This is a genomic window from Micromonospora sp. WMMC273 (assembly GCF_027460285.1).
Lineage (GTDB): Bacteria > Actinomycetota > Actinomycetes > Mycobacteriales > Micromonosporaceae > Micromonospora > Micromonospora aurantiaca.
In genome coordinates this window covers 4317478-4332553 of sequence record NZ_JAPZBE010000001.1, presented here as the reverse complement: position 1 = coordinate 4332553, position 15076 = coordinate 4317478, and the positions used below count along the sequence as shown (strand labels likewise).

17 protein-coding genes are annotated in these 15076 nt (G+C 70.6%); 15 read left to right on the top strand and 2 right to left on the bottom strand.

From position 1 onward, the window contains the following. Window positions 1–82: 82 nt before the first annotated feature. Window positions 83–325: a hypothetical protein gene (locus O7611_RS19895; protein WP_194801180.1), complete on the top strand. Its 243-nt coding sequence runs from the start codon at window positions 83–85 to the stop codon at window positions 323–325. Window positions 326–403: 78 nt separating this feature from the next. Here O7611_RS19895 and O7611_RS19890 read toward each other — a convergent pair whose 3' ends face one another. After that, window positions 404–1096 carry a Crp/Fnr family transcriptional regulator gene (locus O7611_RS19890; protein ID WP_013287664.1) on the bottom strand — a complete coding sequence of 231 codons (693 nt, stop codon included), beginning with the start codon at window positions 1094–1096 and terminating at the stop codon, window positions 404–406. Window positions 1097–1343: 247 nt separating this feature from the next. Here O7611_RS19890 and O7611_RS19885 point away from each other — a divergent pair, with 247 nt between their 5' ends. The 4 genes from O7611_RS19885 to proC all read left to right on the top strand — a co-directional run bounded on the left by O7611_RS19885 (window position 1344) and on the right by proC (window position 4514). Next, a complete protein-coding gene (locus O7611_RS19885) occupies window positions 1344–1847 on the top strand; it encodes a polyadenylate-specific 3'-exoribonuclease AS (RefSeq protein WP_013287663.1) in 504 nt (167 codons plus the stop codon). 58 nt (window positions 1848–1905) lie between these two features. Beyond that, window positions 1906–2409, top strand: coding sequence for a pyridoxamine 5'-phosphate oxidase family protein (locus O7611_RS19880; RefSeq protein ID WP_194801181.1), 504 nt, complete (start codon window positions 1906–1908; stop codon window positions 2407–2409). A 178-nt stretch (window positions 2410–2587) separates the two neighbouring features. Continuing rightward, the gene (locus O7611_RS19875) at window positions 2588–3616 is read left to right on the top strand and encodes a 6-phosphofructokinase (RefSeq protein ID WP_030273929.1); all 1029 of its coding nucleotides are present in this window, start codon (window positions 2588–2590) and stop codon (window positions 3614–3616) included. 79 nt (window positions 3617–3695) lie between these two features. Beyond that, a complete protein-coding gene (proC, locus tag O7611_RS19870) occupies window positions 3696–4514 on the top strand; it encodes a pyrroline-5-carboxylate reductase (protein ID WP_194801182.1) in 819 nt (272 codons plus the stop codon). Window positions 4515–4517: 3 nt separating this feature from the next. Here proC and O7611_RS19865 read toward each other — a convergent pair whose 3' ends face one another. Continuing rightward, window positions 4518–5234: a YoaK family protein gene (locus tag O7611_RS19865; RefSeq protein WP_269697372.1), complete on the bottom strand. Its 717-nt coding sequence runs from the start codon at window positions 5232–5234 to the stop codon at window positions 4518–4520. Window positions 5235–5373: 139 nt separating this feature from the next. On the opposite strand from O7611_RS19865, the gene O7611_RS19860 reads away from it, so the two are divergent. The 10 genes from O7611_RS19860 (at window position 5374) to O7611_RS19815 (ending at window position 15061) form a co-directional block, all read left to right on the top strand. Further along, window positions 5374–6789 (top strand): sugar porter family MFS transporter, encoded by a 1416-nt coding sequence (locus tag O7611_RS19860; RefSeq protein ID WP_194801183.1) that lies wholly within the window; start codon window positions 5374–5376, stop codon window positions 6787–6789. A 94-nt stretch (window positions 6790–6883) separates the two neighbouring features. Continuing rightward, the gene (locus O7611_RS19855; RefSeq protein ID WP_013287657.1) at window positions 6884–7186 is read left to right on the top strand and encodes an urease subunit gamma; all 303 of its coding nucleotides are present in this window, start codon (window positions 6884–6886) and stop codon (window positions 7184–7186) included. A 43-nt stretch (window positions 7187–7229) separates the two neighbouring features. Beyond that, window positions 7230–7709 carry an urease subunit beta gene (locus O7611_RS19850; protein WP_269697371.1) on the top strand — a complete coding sequence of 160 codons (480 nt, stop codon included), beginning with the start codon at window positions 7230–7232 and terminating at the stop codon, window positions 7707–7709. Window positions 7710–7750: 41 nt separating this feature from the next. Further along, a complete protein-coding gene (locus O7611_RS19845; RefSeq protein ID WP_269697370.1) occupies window positions 7751–9469 on the top strand; it encodes an urease subunit alpha in 1719 nt (572 codons plus the stop codon). A 59-nt stretch (window positions 9470–9528) separates the two neighbouring features. Continuing rightward, a complete protein-coding gene (gene ureE, locus O7611_RS19840; RefSeq protein ID WP_013475749.1) occupies window positions 9529–10092 on the top strand; it encodes an urease accessory protein UreE in 564 nt (187 codons plus the stop codon). Window positions 10093–10108: 16 nt separating this feature from the next. Continuing rightward, window positions 10109–10786, top strand: a complete 678-nt coding sequence (locus O7611_RS19835) for an urease accessory protein UreF (RefSeq protein ID WP_223201363.1) — start codon at window positions 10109–10111, stop codon at window positions 10784–10786. Window positions 10787–10816: 30 nt separating this feature from the next. Continuing rightward, a complete protein-coding gene (gene ureG / locus O7611_RS19830; protein ID WP_013287653.1) occupies window positions 10817–11446 on the top strand; it encodes an urease accessory protein UreG in 630 nt (209 codons plus the stop codon). After that, window positions 11443–12360: an urease accessory protein UreD gene (locus tag O7611_RS19825; protein ID WP_194801186.1), complete on the top strand. Its 918-nt coding sequence runs from the start codon at window positions 11443–11445 to the stop codon at window positions 12358–12360. Before ureG ends, O7611_RS19825 begins: the two co-directional genes overlap by 4 nt. An 18-nt stretch (window positions 12361–12378) precedes the next feature. Then, window positions 12379–13449, top strand: a complete 1071-nt coding sequence (gene yut / locus O7611_RS19820) for an urea transporter (RefSeq protein WP_194801187.1) — start codon at window positions 12379–12381, stop codon at window positions 13447–13449. Beyond that, window positions 13427–15061, top strand: coding sequence for an ammonium transporter (locus O7611_RS19815; protein WP_269697369.1), 1635 nt, complete (start codon window positions 13427–13429; stop codon window positions 15059–15061). Before yut ends, O7611_RS19815 begins: the two co-directional genes overlap by 23 nt. Window positions 15062–15076 lie beyond the last annotated feature (15 nt).

The following is a 15076-nucleotide window of genomic DNA, read 5'->3' as shown; positions in this document are numbered from 1 at the left end:
CCGACGGGTCGGCGGGACGTCACGGCTGTTCGGCCGGGTCTAGTCTCCCCTAGCAGGAAGTCCCGTCGACAGGGAGTTTGCCGTGCACGTCCGGCTGTCCGCCGCATGGACCGATCCACGGGGGACGGTGTGGGCCGTCGGCGACACGGTCGACGTGGACGCCGTGACCCTCGCCGAACTGGAGGAAAAAGGCATGGTGGAGCAGCCCGCGGGTAGCGGATCGACCGAGACCACGACCACCACGACGACCCCGCCGAAGAAGACCGACCCGTCGAAGATCGGCCCGGGCCCGAGCTCGCCCCCGGCCGACACCGACAACGACTGACCGGGCGTACGACGAACGGGCGTACGACGAACGCGGCGGGGGCCGGCGGGACGACCGCCGGCCCCCGCCGTCGTCGTGTCAGCGGTCGTTCATGCCGGCCCGGCGGCGCAGCGCGGCCACGTCGGTGACCACGATGCGGCGTCCCTCGGTGCGCAGCCAGCCCCGGCTGGCGAACGAGCCGATGGCCTGGTTGACGCTCTGCCGGGAACCGCCCGCCATCTCGGCCAGCTGACTCTGGTTCAGCTCGATGGTGATCATCGGGGCCTGGCTCTCACCGGCGAGCCGGACCAGCGTCTTTGCGACCCGGCCGGGCAGGTCGAGGAAGACGTGGTCGGCGTTCTGCTCGGTGAGCCGGCGGATCAACTGGCCCAGCGAGCGCATCACCGCGTCCAGGATGCGCGGGTTGGAGTGCACCAGCTCCATGAATGCCGGCCGGGACAGCGCCAGCGCGGCGCAGTCCTCGATCGCCTCGGCCGACGCCGAGCGGGTGGAGGCGTCCAACAGGGACACCTCGCCGAGCACGTCCGGGGGTCGGATCACCGACAGCACCGCGCGTTCACCGGTCGGCGCGGTGCGGAACACCGCCACCGCGCCGCGGCGCAGCACGATCAGCGACTCACCGGGATCGTTCTCGACGAAGAGCAGCTGGCCCTTGCGGTAGGTGCGCGGTACGGCCGCGGCGATGACACGCTGCCGCACCTCCGGCTCGAGCCCGGCGAACATCTCCACACCCGTGAGCGCGTCACCCGGCTCCGGCAGGCGAGACTCCACGGCTCAACCCCTCCCCGGTCAGAAGTCACGACTCGCACACCGGGTGAAGCTGTCATTCCCGGTACGAGGCAGCTCAACCGGTTCGGCGCCCGACGGCGGTACACATCAGATCATGACGCTCTCGTCGCGTGCTGTACACCCCCGGAAACACTTCCGTGACCATGCCCGCCCGCCGCCGGCACACGCGCCGACCTCGGCGGACGCCCCGGCGACCGGTCCGTGCCGGTGATGGGCGAGGATGGGGGCGATGGTCTACCGCTATTTCTACGACTGCGAATTCATCGAGGACGGCCGCATCGTCGACCTGGTGTCGATCGGCGTCGTCGACGAGTACGGCCGCGAGTTCTACGCGGTCTCCACCGAGTTCGACGACTCCCGGGCGGTGCCCTGGGTGCGGCGCAACGTGCTGGACAAGCTCCCGTCGCCGGCCGACCGGGCCTGGCGCTCCCGCGCGCGCATCCGGGACGACCTGCACGAGTTCCTGCTGGAGCCGGTGCGGGACCGGCCGGGCGAGCAGCTGGAGCTGTGGGCCTGGTACGCCGCCTACGACCACGTCGTGCTGGCCCAGCTCTGGGGCGCGATGCCGGCGCTGCCCCGGGAGATCCCCCGCTTCACCAAGGAGCTGCGCCAGCTCTGGGACGACCGGGGTCGCCCCCGGCTGCCGGACGCCGAGGCCGACCGGCACGACGCGCTCGTGGACGCGCGGCACAACCTGGCGCGGTGGCGGGCGATGACGGCGCGGGAGGTTTGACCGGTTCCGCCCAGGGCACGGGAGCGGCATCTACGCCGATCCGAGACAGGAGTGCCCCATGAGCAATGAGCCGACAAACGCCGCGGACGCCCGCCGCCGGGTCACCGAGCTGATCAGGGACGCCCGGATCTGCCTGCTCACCACCACCGGCGTGGACGGGCGTCTGATCAGCCGCCCGATGGGGTTGCAGGAGGCGGACTTCGACGGCGACCTGTGGTTCTTCGCGTACGCCGACTCGGCGAAGGTGCGGCAGATCCGGGTCAACCCGCAGGTGAACGTCGGTTTCTCCGACCAGCGCCACCACGCCTGGGTGTCGGTCGCCGGCACCGCCACCGAGGAGTGGGACCCCGACCGGGCGAAGGAGCTGTGGAGTCCGGTGCTGAAGGCGTGGTTCCCGGACGGGCTGGACACGCCCGGGATCACGTTGATCAAGGTGCACGCCGGGTCGGCGGAGTACTGGGACTCGCCCGGCAGCACCGTGGTCAACCTGCTCGGCTTCGCGAAGGCGGCGGTGACCGGCAAGCCGCCGAAGGCGGGGGAGAACCACGAGGTCAGCTACTGACGGGTAGCCCGTCCGCCGTCCGGAACGGCCCGGGGTGCGGTGTCGGCGTACACCTGTGCCGACTACAGTGCGCAGTGACGGCCCGCCCCGGGCCGGCAACGGCGCCGATGGTCTGATCTGACACATATCCTGGGGCTTATCCGGGCTTCACCTGATGCTCCAGGAGGATGAGCAGATCATGCGTATCGGCGTGCTCACCGGCGGCGGCGACTGCCCAGGTCTCAACGCGGTGATTCGGGCGGTGGTCCGCAAGGGCGTCGCCACCTACGGTCACGAGTTCGTGGGCTTCCGGGACGGCTGGAAGGGCCCGCTCGAGGGCCTGACCAAGCCGCTCGGCATCGCCGAGGTGCGTGGCATCCTGCCGCGCGGCGGCACCATCCTCGGCTCGTCCCGCACCAACCCGTTCAAGATCGAGAACGGCGTGGAGCGGATCAAGGACAACCTCGCCGCCCAGGGCGTGGACGCGCTGATCGCGATCGGCGGCGAGGACACGCTCGGCGTCGCCACCAAGCTGCACGAGCTGGGCGTCAACGTCATCGGTGTGCCGAAGACGATCGACAACGACCTCGGTGCGACCGACTACACGTTCGGCTTCGACACCGCCGTCAACATCGCCATGGAGGCGATCGACCGGCTGCACACCACCGCGGAGAGCCACCACCGCACCCTGGTGGTCGAGGTCATGGGCCGGCACGCCGGCTGGATCGCCCTGCACGCCGGCCTCGCCGGTGGCGCCAACGTGATCCTGCTGCCGGAGCGGCAGTTCGACGTCGAGCAGGTCGCCGGCTACGTCGAGAAGCGCTTCCAGCACCAGTACGCCCCGATCGTCGTGGTCGCCGAGGGCGCCCAGCCGCTGGACGGCCAGATGGTCCTGCACAACCAGGAGCTGGACGCGTTCGGTCACGTCCGTCTCGGCGGCATCGGCCAGTGGCTGGCCGAGCAGCTGGAGGCGAAGACCGGCAAGGAGGCCCGCACCGTGGTGCTCGGCCACATCCAGCGCGGTGGCACTCCGACCGCGTTCGACCGGGTGCTGGCGACCCGGCTCGGCCTGCACGCGATCGACGCCGCGCACGAGGGCGACTGGGGCAAGATGGTCGCGATGCAGAGCACGGACATCGTCCGCGTCCCGCTCGCCGACGCCACCCGCGAGCTGAAGACCGTGCCGCTGGAGCGGTACGCCGAGGCCGAGGTCTTCTTCGGCAGCTGATCGACGGCGCACGGGCGTGGCGGGCCGGCGATCCGGCCCGCCACGCCCTGCCCACGTGACCCGGGAAGGGGTACGGCTGATGGCACGCCAGGTGCACACGGTCGCGGTGATCGGCGCCGGCAAGATCGGTGAGCTGATGCTCTCCGGGCTGCTGCGTTCCGGCTGGCCGGTGGAGCGGCTGCTCGCCACCGCGCGGCGGCCGGCGCGGGCGCGGGAGCTGGCCGACCGCTACGGCGTACGGGTGGTGGACAACCTCACCGCCGTGACCGAGGCCGAGGTGCTGGCCGTGTCGGTCAAGCCGCAGGACGCCGCCGCGCTGCTGGACGAGATCGGCCCGAAGGTGCCGGCCGACAAGCTGGTCATCTCGCTCTGCGCCGGCCTGCCGACCGCCTTCTTCAACCGCCGGCTACCAGAGGGCACCCCCGTGGTCCGGGTGATGACGAACACCCCGGCGCTTGTCGACGAGGCGATGAGCGCGATCTCGGCGGGCGCGTACGCCACCGGCGAGCATCTGGCCCTGGCGGAGGAGATGTTCTCCCCGCTCGGCGCCACCGTCCGGGTGCCCGAGTCGCAGCAGGACGCGGTCACCGCGCTCTCCGGCTCCGGCCCGGCCTACTTCTACCTGCTGGTCGAGGCGATGATCGACGCGGGCATCCTGCTCGGCCTGCCGCGCCAGGTGGCGCACGAGCTGATCGTGCAGACCGCGATCGGCTCGGCGGTGATGCTGCGCGACTCCGGTGAACACCCGGTGAAGCTGCGCGAGGCGGTCACCTCGCCCGCGGGCACCACCATCTCGGCGATCCGCGAGCTGGAGAACCACGGCGTACGCGCGGCCATGCTGGCGGCGCTGGAGGCGGCCCGGGACCGGGCCCGGGAACTCGCCGCCCAGGCGGACTGACGCTCAGCCGGGCCGCGCCGCCGGTCCCGGTCGCCGGTGCCGGCGGAGCAGCAGGATCAGCACGGCCAGCGCGAGCGTCCCCCACAGTGGCACCCAGCGGGGCTGGTGCTGGGCGAGCGTGCCGACTGCGCCGCCGACGCTGTAGCTGACCAGGGCGAGCAGCCCGAGCAGGGTGCCCCGCCGGGCCCGGCCCCGGCCGGCGGCGGGACCGAGCAGCCAGCGGGCGGCGCGCTCACCGGTCTTGGTCGTGGTGTCCGACTGGTAGGTGATCGGCGTCGCGATGCCCGCGGTCCGGCTCGCCACAGTGGTCAGGCTGCCCATGGCGACCGCTCCGGCGGCGGCGAGCAGCACCCGGGACGCTGTGCCGTCCCGGCCGTACGCGAGCGTCAGGTTGAGCACCGTCCAGACGATCATGGCGGCCTCGGTGACCGCGATGTCGACGAGCGGCGCCGCCGTCGGCCGGGTCCGGCGGCGGAGCAGGTTCGTCAGTCCGGCGGCGGTGGCGAACGCGATGATCGAGGCCGCCGAGACCGGCCAGGTGCGATGCCCGCCGGCCGGTCCCATGCCGAGGAAGATGGCGTTGCCGGACTGGTTGGCGACGAATGCGCCGTACCGCAGGAACGCGAAGGCGTCCAACGCGCCGGCGGTGACGACGGCGAGCACGAGCGCCGCGAGCGGGTGCCGGAACTCGCGGTAGGAGTCTGCGGAGCCGTACTGCACCCTTCCCCCGTTCGTGTGCAGGAGCAGCCCCGGCGGCGTCCGGGAGTTCCGCTGTCGGCACGCTCCGGCGAACTTACTATATGTCGCATATATGGTTTTCCGGCCGTTTCGGGGGTCGGTCGTCGGCGGACGGGGTGACATGGCGGCGAGCGGACGCGCGACCGGCCGGCCGGCCCGCCACAGTCTCGTGGCGATCGTGTCGATCGTCGTGCTCTCCGGCGCGTTCTTCGGCTACAACCAGGGCGTCATCAGCGGCGCGCTGCACGACATCCGGCACACGTTCGACGTGGACACCTTCGAGGTGGAGGTGGCGGCGAGCTGGGTGACGCTCGGCGCGCTGGCCGGCGCGCTCGCCGGTGGTCACCTCGCCGACCGGATCGGCCGGCGGGGCGCGCTGTGGGTCGCCGCCGGGGCGTACGTCGTCGGCACGATCGTGCAGGCCGCGGCGCCGGCCATCGGCGCACTGCTCGGCGCGCGGCTGCTGCTCGGCGTGGGTATCGGCGTGGCCTCGGTCGCCGGGCCGATGTTCGCGGCCGAGGCGGCGCCGGAACGGATCCGCGGCGGCCTGCTCGCGGTCTACCAGTTCTCGACCACCTTCGCGATCTTCATCGGCTACCTGGCGGACGAGCTGTTCACCGGCGGCGAGTCGTGGCGCTACCTGCTCGGCGCGGCGATCGTGCTGGGCGTGGCGCTGATCCTGGTGACAGTGGTGGTGCCGGACTCGGCGGTCTGGTACCTCAAGCGGGGCGACGGGCGCCGGGCCCGGGAGTCGCTGTGCCGGACCGTTCCCGAGCAGCGGGTGGAGCAGCGCCTCGGCGAGATCGAGAAGAGTCTGCACGGCCGCAGGGCGAGCTGGCGGGAGTTGCTGTCACCGCAGTGGCGGCGCCCACTCGCGCTCGGCGTCGGGCTGGCGCTGTTCCAGCAGACGACAGGGATCAACGGCATCATCTACTACGCCGACTCGATCTTCTCGGCGGCCGGATTCCGTACTCCGGAGGCGCAGCTCTCCGCGACCACCTGGGCGATCGGCGCGGTGGACGCGGCGTTCGCGCTCGTCGCCGTGGGCCTGCTCGACCGCGTCGGCCGCCGGCCGCTGCTGCTTGTCGGCCTGGCCGGGATGGCGGTCTCGCTCGCCGTGGTGAGCGTCAGCTTCCTCGGTGCGGGCGGCGGGCGCGGCGACGGGCGGATCACCACCTCGGGTCTGTTCCTGCTGGTCGGCGTGGTCTTCTTCGTCGCGTTCTACGCGGTGTCCATCGGCCCGGGCGCGTGGACCGTGATCAACGAGATCTATCCCGGTCCGATCCGCGGCCGGTGCGTGGCGATCGCGTCGGCGACCCACTGGGGCACCGAGTACCTGATCACGCAGTTCTTCCTGAGCCTGCTCGACGCGCTCGGCCGGTCGGGCGTGTTCGCGCTCTTCGCCGGGCTGTGCGTGCTCGGCTTCCTGTTCGTCCGGCGGTACCTGCCGGAGACCAAGGGCCGGACGCTCGAGCAGATCCAGCAGATGTGGGTCGCCGACTACGACCGGCGCAAGCGGGCGTACACCGGTTCCTGAAATACCCCAGAACGGCTGCGGGCGGACTAAAGCACTCTTAACGTGACGGAGTAGCTAAAACCGTACAGACGGGTGCGGACGAAGGGATCGCGAAGTGCATCTCACGCCGAAGGAATTCGACAAGCTGACGATCCACTCGTTGGCGATGGTCGCGAACGCCCGCAAGGCGCGCGGGGTCAAGCTCAACCACCCCGAGGCCGTGGCGGTGATCTGTGCCGCGGCGCTCGAAGGCGCGCGCGAGGGCAAGACCGTCGAGGAGGTCATGAACGACGCGAGCCACGTGCTCACCGCCGACGACGTGATCCCCGGCGTGGCGGACATGATCCCGATGCTCCAGGTCGAAGCGGTCTTCACCGACGGGTCACGGCTGATCACCGTCCACTCACCCATTCAGTAGAGCAGCGACCGGAGGCCACGGTCTCCGGCAGAGCGGGGGCGACATGGCGAAGCAACACCCGGGACCGAACTCCAAGCACCTTCGGCCCATCGGCGGCTACAAGCTCAGCGACCAACCTCTGGAACTCAACGCCGGGCGGCCGGTGACCGAGGTGGTCGTGCACAACACCGGTGACCGCCCCATCCAGGTCGGTTCCCACTTCCACTTCTTCGAGGCCAACCGCTTCCTGGAGTTCGACCGCCCGTCGGCGTTCGGCAAACGGCTGAACATCCCGGCCACGACCTCGATCCGGTTCGAGCCCGGCGACCGCAAGACCGTCCAGCTCGTCCCGTACGGCGGCTCCCAGCGGGTGTACGGCTTCAACGGCCTGGTCCAGGGCTGGACCGGCGACGGGCCGATCCCCGGCTACCGGCCGGACCGGGCCGAGGCGCTCCACCAGGCCCAGACGCGCGGCTTCAAGACCACGTCGCAGCAGCAGGACCAGGGCAAGGGCCAGGACCAAGGCAAGGGCAAGGGCAAGTAGCCCGGCCACTCTCAGATGCGCCAGAGCTGGAGCGACAACGCATGAGTCAGATCTCACGGCAGGAATATGCCGGAATGTACGGCCCGACCACGGGCGACCAGATCCGTCTGGGTGACACCGACCTCTACATCGAGATCGAGAAGGACCTGCGGGTCCTCGGTGACGAGGTGATGTACGGCGGTGGCAAGACCCTGCGCGACGGCATGGGCAGTGCCAGCCAGGCCACCAGCGCCGAAGGCGTGGTGGACCTGGTGATCACGAACGTGACCATCGTGGACGCGCTGCTCGGCGTGGTCAAGGCGGACGTGGGGATCAAGGACGGAAGGATCGCCGGGATCGGCAAGGCCGGCAACCCCAACATCATGGACGGGGTGACCCCGGGCCTGGTGACCGGTCCGGGCACGGACGCGATCTCCGGCGAGCACCTGATCCTGACCGCCGGCGGCATCGACGCGCACGTCCACCTGGTCACCCCGCAGCAGGTGTACGCCGCGCTCAGCAACGGCGTCACCACCCTGTGGGGCGGCGGTACCGGTCCCAGCGACAGCACCAACGGCGTCACCATCACGCCCGGCCCCTGGAACATCCACAACATGATGCGGGCCTTCGAGAACCTGCCGATCAACATCGGCCTGCTGGGCAAGGGCAACAGCAGCGGCCGGGCACCACTGGTCGAGCAGATCATGGCCGGGGTGCCCAGCTTCAAGATCCACGAGGACTGGGGCGCGCCGCCGGCGGTGATCCGGTCCTGCCTGGCCGTCGCCGACGAGTACGACGTCCAGATCAGCATCCACACCGACACGCTCAACGAGAGCGGCTACATCGAGGACAGCATCGCCGCGTTCGAGGGCCGCACCATCCACACCTTCCACACCGAGGGCGCCGGCGGCGGGCACGCACCGGACATCATCAAGGTCGCCGGCCAGATGAACGTGCTGCCCGCCTCGACCACGCCGACGGTGCCGTACGGCATCAACAGCCAGTCCGAGCTGTACGACATGATCATGGTCTGCCACAACTTCAACCCGAAGGTGCCCTCGGACGTCGCCTTCGTGGAGAGCCGCATCCGCACCGAGACCATCGCCGCCGAGGACGTGCTCCTCGACGAGGGCGTCATCTCGATGATGCAGAGCGACTCGCAGGCCATGGGCCGGGTGGGCGAGACCTGGCTGCGCACCGTCCAGCTCGCCGGGCAGATGAAGAACGTCCGCGGCAAGCTGGCCGAGGACTCCGACGCCAACGACAACTTCCGCGTCCTGCGCTACGTCGCCAAGATGACCATCAACCCGGCGATCACCCAGGGCGTCTCGCACGTCATCGGCTCGGTCAGCCCCGGCAAGCTCGCCGACCTGGTGCTCTGGGAGCCCGCGTTCTTCGGCACGAAGCCGAAGATGGTGCTCAAGGGCGGCATGATCGCCTGGTCGATCATGGGCGACCCGAACGCCTCGCTGCCCACCCCGCAGCCGGTCTACTACCGGCCCATGTTCGGCGCCACCGGTTCGCAGGTCGCCAAGAACTGCGTGACGTTCGTGTCCCGCGCCGCGCACGAGTCGGGTGTGGCCGAACAGCTCGGCCTGCAACGGCAGGTCATCCCGGTCTACGGCTGCCGCAACCTGACCAAGCGCGACATGGTGCGCAACGACCGTACGCCGAAGCTCGAGGTCGACCCGGAGACCTTCGCCGTGAAGGTGGACGGCGTGCACGCGACAGTGCCGGCGGCCAAGAACCTCCCCCTCAGCCAGCTCTACTTCTTCAGCTGACCCGGCGCGGCGCCCGCTCCCGGCCGGGCCGGCGGCGGGGTCGCGTGAAAGGAGAACACATGCTCGTCGAAACGGTACTCGGCAACGTGAACGAGCCGGCCTGGACCGAGCGGCTCCGGGAGGCCAAGGTCGACGACCTGGTCCTCGACCAGTGGGACGCCCAGAAGAGCCGGCTGCGCCGGACCACGAGCCTCGGCACCGAACTGGCGCTGTCCCTGGCCCGCGGCGTACGGCTGCGCGACGGTGACGTGCTCGCGTGGGACGACGCCACCGCGACCGCCGTGGTGGCCCGGATCGCGCTCGGCGAGGTCATGGTCGTGCACCTCGACACGCTGCACGGCGAGTCGCTGGACATGGTGATCCGCTCCGCCGTCGAACTCGGCCACGCGATCGGCAACCAGCACTGGCCGGCGGTGGTGAAGGGCACCAAGATGTACGTCCCGCTCACCGTGGACCGCAAGGTGATGGACTCGGTGATGCGCACGCACGCGTTCACCGGCCTCACCCACGAGTTCATCCCCGGCACCGAGATCATCGCGTACCTGGCCCCGCACGAGTCGCGGCGGCTGTTCGGCGGGGCCGACTCGACCCCGCACACGCACCTGCCCGCCGACCTGAACTGAGGGCCGGGTGTCCACGGTGACCGAGGCCCTGAAGCTGCTCCAGTTCGGCGACTCGGTCTTCCCGGTCGGCGCGTTCTCCTTCTCCAACGGGCTGGAGACGGCGGTCGAACAGGGGGCGGTGCACGACCGGACCACGTTGCAGGAGTTCGTGCGTACCGTCACGCGCGCCGCCGCCACCGGAGACGGAGTGGCGCTGCTCGTGGCGCACCGCGCCGCCCGCGCCGGTGACCTCGACCGGATCCGGGCGGCCGACGAGGCCGTACACCTGCGCAAGATCAACGAAGAGACGCGGACCATGACCGTCCGCATGGGGCGCAAGCTGGCCGAGGCCGCCGAACGGGTGGTGGGGGAGTCCCTCCTGCGCAAGCGCGTCGCGGAGAGCGGTGGCGGCGTCCCGGTCACCTACCCGGTCGCGCTCGGCGTGCTCTTCGCCGAACTCGGCGTGGGCGAGGCGGACGCGTTCGCCGCCCACCAGTACGGCGCGGCCTCCATGGTGCTCGGCGCGGCGGTCCGGCTGATGCGGGTGGACCACCTCGACACCCAGTCGATCCTCTTCGCGGTGAACGAGCGGGTCGGCGAGGACTACGAGGAGGTGCGCACCGCCGGGCTCGACGACATGCAGAGCTTCGCGCCGCACCTCGACGTGCTGGCCGGCGCGCACCAGCACGCACACGTACGCATGTTCATGAGCTGAGCGCTCACCCACCTGAAGGGCTTTCCAGAGATGAAATCAGCGAGTCGGATCGGCGTCGGCGGCCCGGTGGGCAGCGGCAAGACGGCCATCATCGAGGCCGTCGTGCCCCGCCTGGTCGAGCAGGGCCTGCGCATCCTGGTCATCACCAACGACGTGGTCACCACCGAGGACGCCAAGCACGTCCGCCGCGCCCTGACCGGCGTGCTGGTGGAGGAGCGCATCGTCGGCGTCGAGACCGGCGCCTGCCCGCACACCGCGGTACGCGAGGACCCCAGCATGAACCTCGCCGCGGTGGAGGACATGGAGGCGCGGTTCCCGGACAGCGACGTCGTGCTCATCGAGAGCGGCGGGGACAACCTCACGCTCACCTTCAGCCCCGCCCTCGTCGACTACTTCATCTACGTGATCGACGTGGCGGCCGGCGACAAGATCCCGCGCAAGAACGGCCCGGGTATCTCCAAGTCCGACATCCTCGTGATCAACAAGACCGACCTGGCCCCGTACGTCGACGCCGACCTGGACGTGATGGCCCGCGACGCCGAGCTGATGCGCGGCGGCAAGCCGTTCGTGTTCACCAACTGCAAGACCGGCGAGGGCATCGACGACCTGGTGGACCTGGTCCGCCGCAACGCGCTGTTCGACGCCGAAGTGCTCGCATGACCACTCTGGACTCCGTCCGGGAACTCGCGCCGTACCAGGACCAGCCGGCGCAGCTGCCGGCCGCCGCGAACGGCAAGGTGGGCATCCTCCGGCTGGGGTTCGAGCGGCGCGAGGACCGGACCATCCTGCGCGACGTCTTCCGGCAGTCGCCGCTGCTGGTGCAGCGCGCGCTGTACTGGGACGAGGAGATGCCGGGCCTGCCCTGCGTCATGATCCTCACCACCTCCGGTGGCGTGCTCCAGGGCGACCGGCTGCGCATCGACGTCGACCTGGGGCCGGGCGCGCAGGCGCACCTGGTCACCCAGGCCGCCACCAAGATCCAGGAAATGGACGCCAACTACGGCACCCAGACCCAGAGCTTCACCCTGGCCGACGACGCCTACCTGGAGTTCCTGCCCGAACCGGTGATCCCGTTCCGGCGCAGCCGGTTCGTCTCCGACACGCTGGTCCGGCTGCCGGAGACCGCGACGATGCTGTACGCGGAGGTGCTCCAGCCCGGCCGCAAGTACTACCGCGACGGCGAGATCTTCGCGTACGACCTGTTCTCCACCACGTTGCGGGCGCAGCGGCCCGACGGACGGCCGCTGTTCGTCGAGAAGTTCGTCATCACTCCCGGGCGGTTCCCGGTGTCGCGGATCGGGATGATGGACCGCTTCCACGTCTTCGGCAACGTCGTGCTGCTCACCGACCCGGACCGGGCGGCAAGGGTGTTCGAGCGGACCGCGACGCCGGTGTGGGACGAGCAGACACCGCTGGCCACCGCCGTCAGCCGGCTGCCGAACGACGCCGGCCTGGTGTTCAAGGTGCTGGGTCAGGAGACCGAACCGGTCCGCGCCGCGGTACGCGCGTTCTGCACTGCCGCCCGCGAAGAGGTGACCGGCTGCACCTTCCCGCCGGTCTTCAGCTGGCGTTGAGGCGAGGAGAACAGCGACATGGCCGACATCGGACGTGGCTGGCGCCATCTGGCCGATCGGAACCCGGCGGCCGGGTTCGTCGACGCCAGCCTGCGCGGCGCCGCGCAGGTGGTGCTCCAGAACAATCCGCTCAGCGGCCTGCTCATCCTGATCGCGCTCGCCTGGGGCGCGTTCGAGAACGGGACGCCCCGGGTGTTCGGCGGCGGCGTGCTCGGCCTGGTCGTCGGCACCGCTACCGCGCTGGCGCTGCGGGTCGACATGTCGAGCTGGCGCAAGGGCCTGTTCGGCTTCAGTCCGCTGCTGACCGGCCTCGCGGTGCCCACGTTCCTCGACCAGCGTCCGCTGATGTGGCTCTACCTCGTGCTCGGCGCGATCGGCACGGTGGTGGTCACGCTCGCCCTCAACGCCGTCTTCAAACGCTGGAACCTGACCGCCTACACGTTCCCGTTCGTGCTCACGACCTGGTTCCTGCTGATGGCGGCGTACCAGTTCGACAGGTTCACGGTGCTCACCAAGCTGACCCCGAAGTTCCCCGGCGAGGGATCGCTGACCGGCGGCACGTTCGACTGGGGCCTCATCCCGGTCTTCTTCAAGGGCGTGTCCCAGGTCTACCTGATCGAGAGCTGGGTCACCGGCCTGCTCATCCTCATCGCCCTGCTGATCAACTCCCGGTGGTCGGCGCTGTTCGCGGTGATCGGCGCCGTCGGCGCGACACTGCTGGCGCTCTGGTTCGGCGCCGACGGTGCGTCCCTGGACAAGGGCCTGTTCGCCTTCAACGCGGTGCTGACCGCGATCGTGGTGGGCGCTGTGGCGCACCGCCCCGGCGCGCTGGTCACCGTCTACACGCTGTTCGGCATCGCGCTGACGCTGTTCGTGCAGATGGCGCTGACCACCATGCTCACGCCGCTCGGCATCCCGGTGCTGACCGGGCCGTTCAACATCGCCACCTGGCTGTTGCTGCTGCCGGACCGGCACTTCGCGCCGGTGCCCAACCACGATCGGGTCAAGGACACCGTGATGCACACCGTCCGCGACTCCGTCCACCTGCGAGAGAAGGAGGGAAACCGTGTCCGCTCCGAACGCGGGTGACACCGCCTGGGTGCTGGTCTGCGCCGGCCTCGTCCTGTTCATGACGCCGGGACTCGCCGCGTTCTACGGCGGCATGGTCCGCACCCGCAACGTCCTGGCGATGCTGCAACAGAACATGATCGCGCTGGGCGTGGTCAGCCTGACCTGGGTGCTCGTCGGCTACACCATCGCCTTCGGCGACGACGCCGGCAGCGGACTCTTCGGCAACCTGGAACTGTTCGGGCTCACCGACCTGAAGGTGCCGCCCGCACCCAACCTGCACGTGGTCGACGGCCGGATCACCATCCCGACGCTGGCGTTCGTCCTGTTCCAGATGATGTTCGCGGTGATCACACCGGCGCTCGTCACCGGCGCCACCGCCGGCCGGCTGCGCTTCGGCGGCTGGGTGCTGTTCCTCGCGGTCTGGTCGATAGTGGTCTACGCGCCGATCGCGCACTGGCTCTGGCACCCCGGCGGATGGCTCGCCAAGTTCGGCACCCAGGACTGGGCCGGCGGGCTGGTCGTGCACGCCAGCGCCGGCGCCGCCGTCCTCGCCGTCCTGCTCGTCGTCGGCCGGCGCCGGGACTGGCCGCACACCGCCGCACCACCGAACTCGATCCCGTTGACCATCGTCGGCGCCGGCATCCTCTGGTTCGGCTGGTTCGGCTTCAACGGCGGCGACGGCCTCCAGGCCAACGGCCTCGCCGCCCAGGCCGTCCTCAACACGCACCTGGCCGCCGCTGCGGCGATGCTCGTCTGGCTGGCGCTGGAACGCGTCACCGACGGACACAGCACCGTCGTGGGCGCGGTCTCCGGCGCGGTCGCGGGCCTCGCCACTGTCACGCCGACCGCCGGGTACGTCAACGCGGCGTCGGCCGTCGTGATCGGCGCGCTGGCCGGCCTGGTCTGCCACTTCGCGCTGAAACTGAAGTACCTGCTCCGCCTCGACGACGCGCTCGACGTGCTCGCCGTGCACTTCGTCGGCGGCATGCTCGGCACGCTCCTGCTCGGCCTGTTCGGCAACCGCGGCGTCAACCCGCTCGGCGCCGACGGGCTGTTCCTCGGCGGCGGAGGCGGCCTGCTGTGGCGCCAGCTCGTCGGCGTGGTCAGCGTGGTCGCGTTCTCCTTCGTCCTGACCTGGCTGATCGCCGCCGGGGTGCAGGCGCTCATCGGCCTGCGCGTGCCGCCGGCTGACCAGGAACGCCTGGACCAGGCGCAACAGGGCGCCGACGCCTACCACCTCGGCGGCGTCACCAGCCTGACCGCGCCCGGCGCACCCCGCCGTCGTACCGGAGCGGCGCCGGCTGGCGAACCGGCAGTGCCGCCCGGCCAGCGGGTACGGCTGGTCACCGCGCTGCTGGAACCGGACCCGGCCGCGAACAGCGCCGACCTGCGCGACGCGCTGCTGCGCGCGGGCGCGATCTCGGTCATCGTCAGCGACGCCGCCGTGGCGACGACGACGCCGCAGGCGAGCCTGCTGCCGCGTGGTTACTGGCAGGACCAGCCGTTGTCGGCCCGGTTGCGCGTCACCGTGCTGGTGGGTGCGGACGGGGTGGGGGCGGTGCTGGACGAGCTGGACCGGATGGGGGCGCGGAGGGCCGACACGTTCGTGCAGGAGGCGGAACGCGTCTGATTCCTTGAGTGGTAG

Coding starts and splice junctions, on each gene's coding strand:
- O7611_RS19825 (WP_194801186.1), top strand. CDS start 11,443: ATGACCACTCTGGACTCCGTCCGGGAACTCGCGCCGTACCAGGACCAG.
- O7611_RS19860 (WP_194801183.1), top strand. CDS start 5,374: ATGGCGGCGAGCGGACGCGCGACCGGCCGGCCGGCCCGCCACAGTCTC.
- O7611_RS19885 (WP_013287663.1), top strand. CDS start 1,344: ATGGTCTACCGCTATTTCTACGACTGCGAATTCATCGAGGACGGCCGC.
- ureG (WP_013287653.1), top strand. CDS start 10,817: ATGAAATCAGCGAGTCGGATCGGCGTCGGCGGCCCGGTGGGCAGCGGC.
- ureE (WP_013475749.1), top strand. CDS start 9,529: ATGCTCGTCGAAACGGTACTCGGCAACGTGAACGAGCCGGCCTGGACC.
- O7611_RS19875 (WP_030273929.1), top strand. CDS start 2,588: ATGCGTATCGGCGTGCTCACCGGCGGCGGCGACTGCCCAGGTCTCAAC.
- O7611_RS19850 (WP_269697371.1), top strand. CDS start 7,230: ATGGCGAAGCAACACCCGGGACCGAACTCCAAGCACCTTCGGCCCATC.
- proC (WP_194801182.1), top strand. CDS start 3,696: ATGGCACGCCAGGTGCACACGGTCGCGGTGATCGGCGCCGGCAAGATC.
- O7611_RS19845 (WP_269697370.1), top strand. CDS start 7,751: ATGAGTCAGATCTCACGGCAGGAATATGCCGGAATGTACGGCCCGACC.
- O7611_RS19880 (WP_194801181.1), top strand. CDS start 1,906: ATGAGCAATGAGCCGACAAACGCCGCGGACGCCCGCCGCCGGGTCACC.
- yut (WP_194801187.1), top strand. CDS start 12,379: ATGGCCGACATCGGACGTGGCTGGCGCCATCTGGCCGATCGGAACCCG.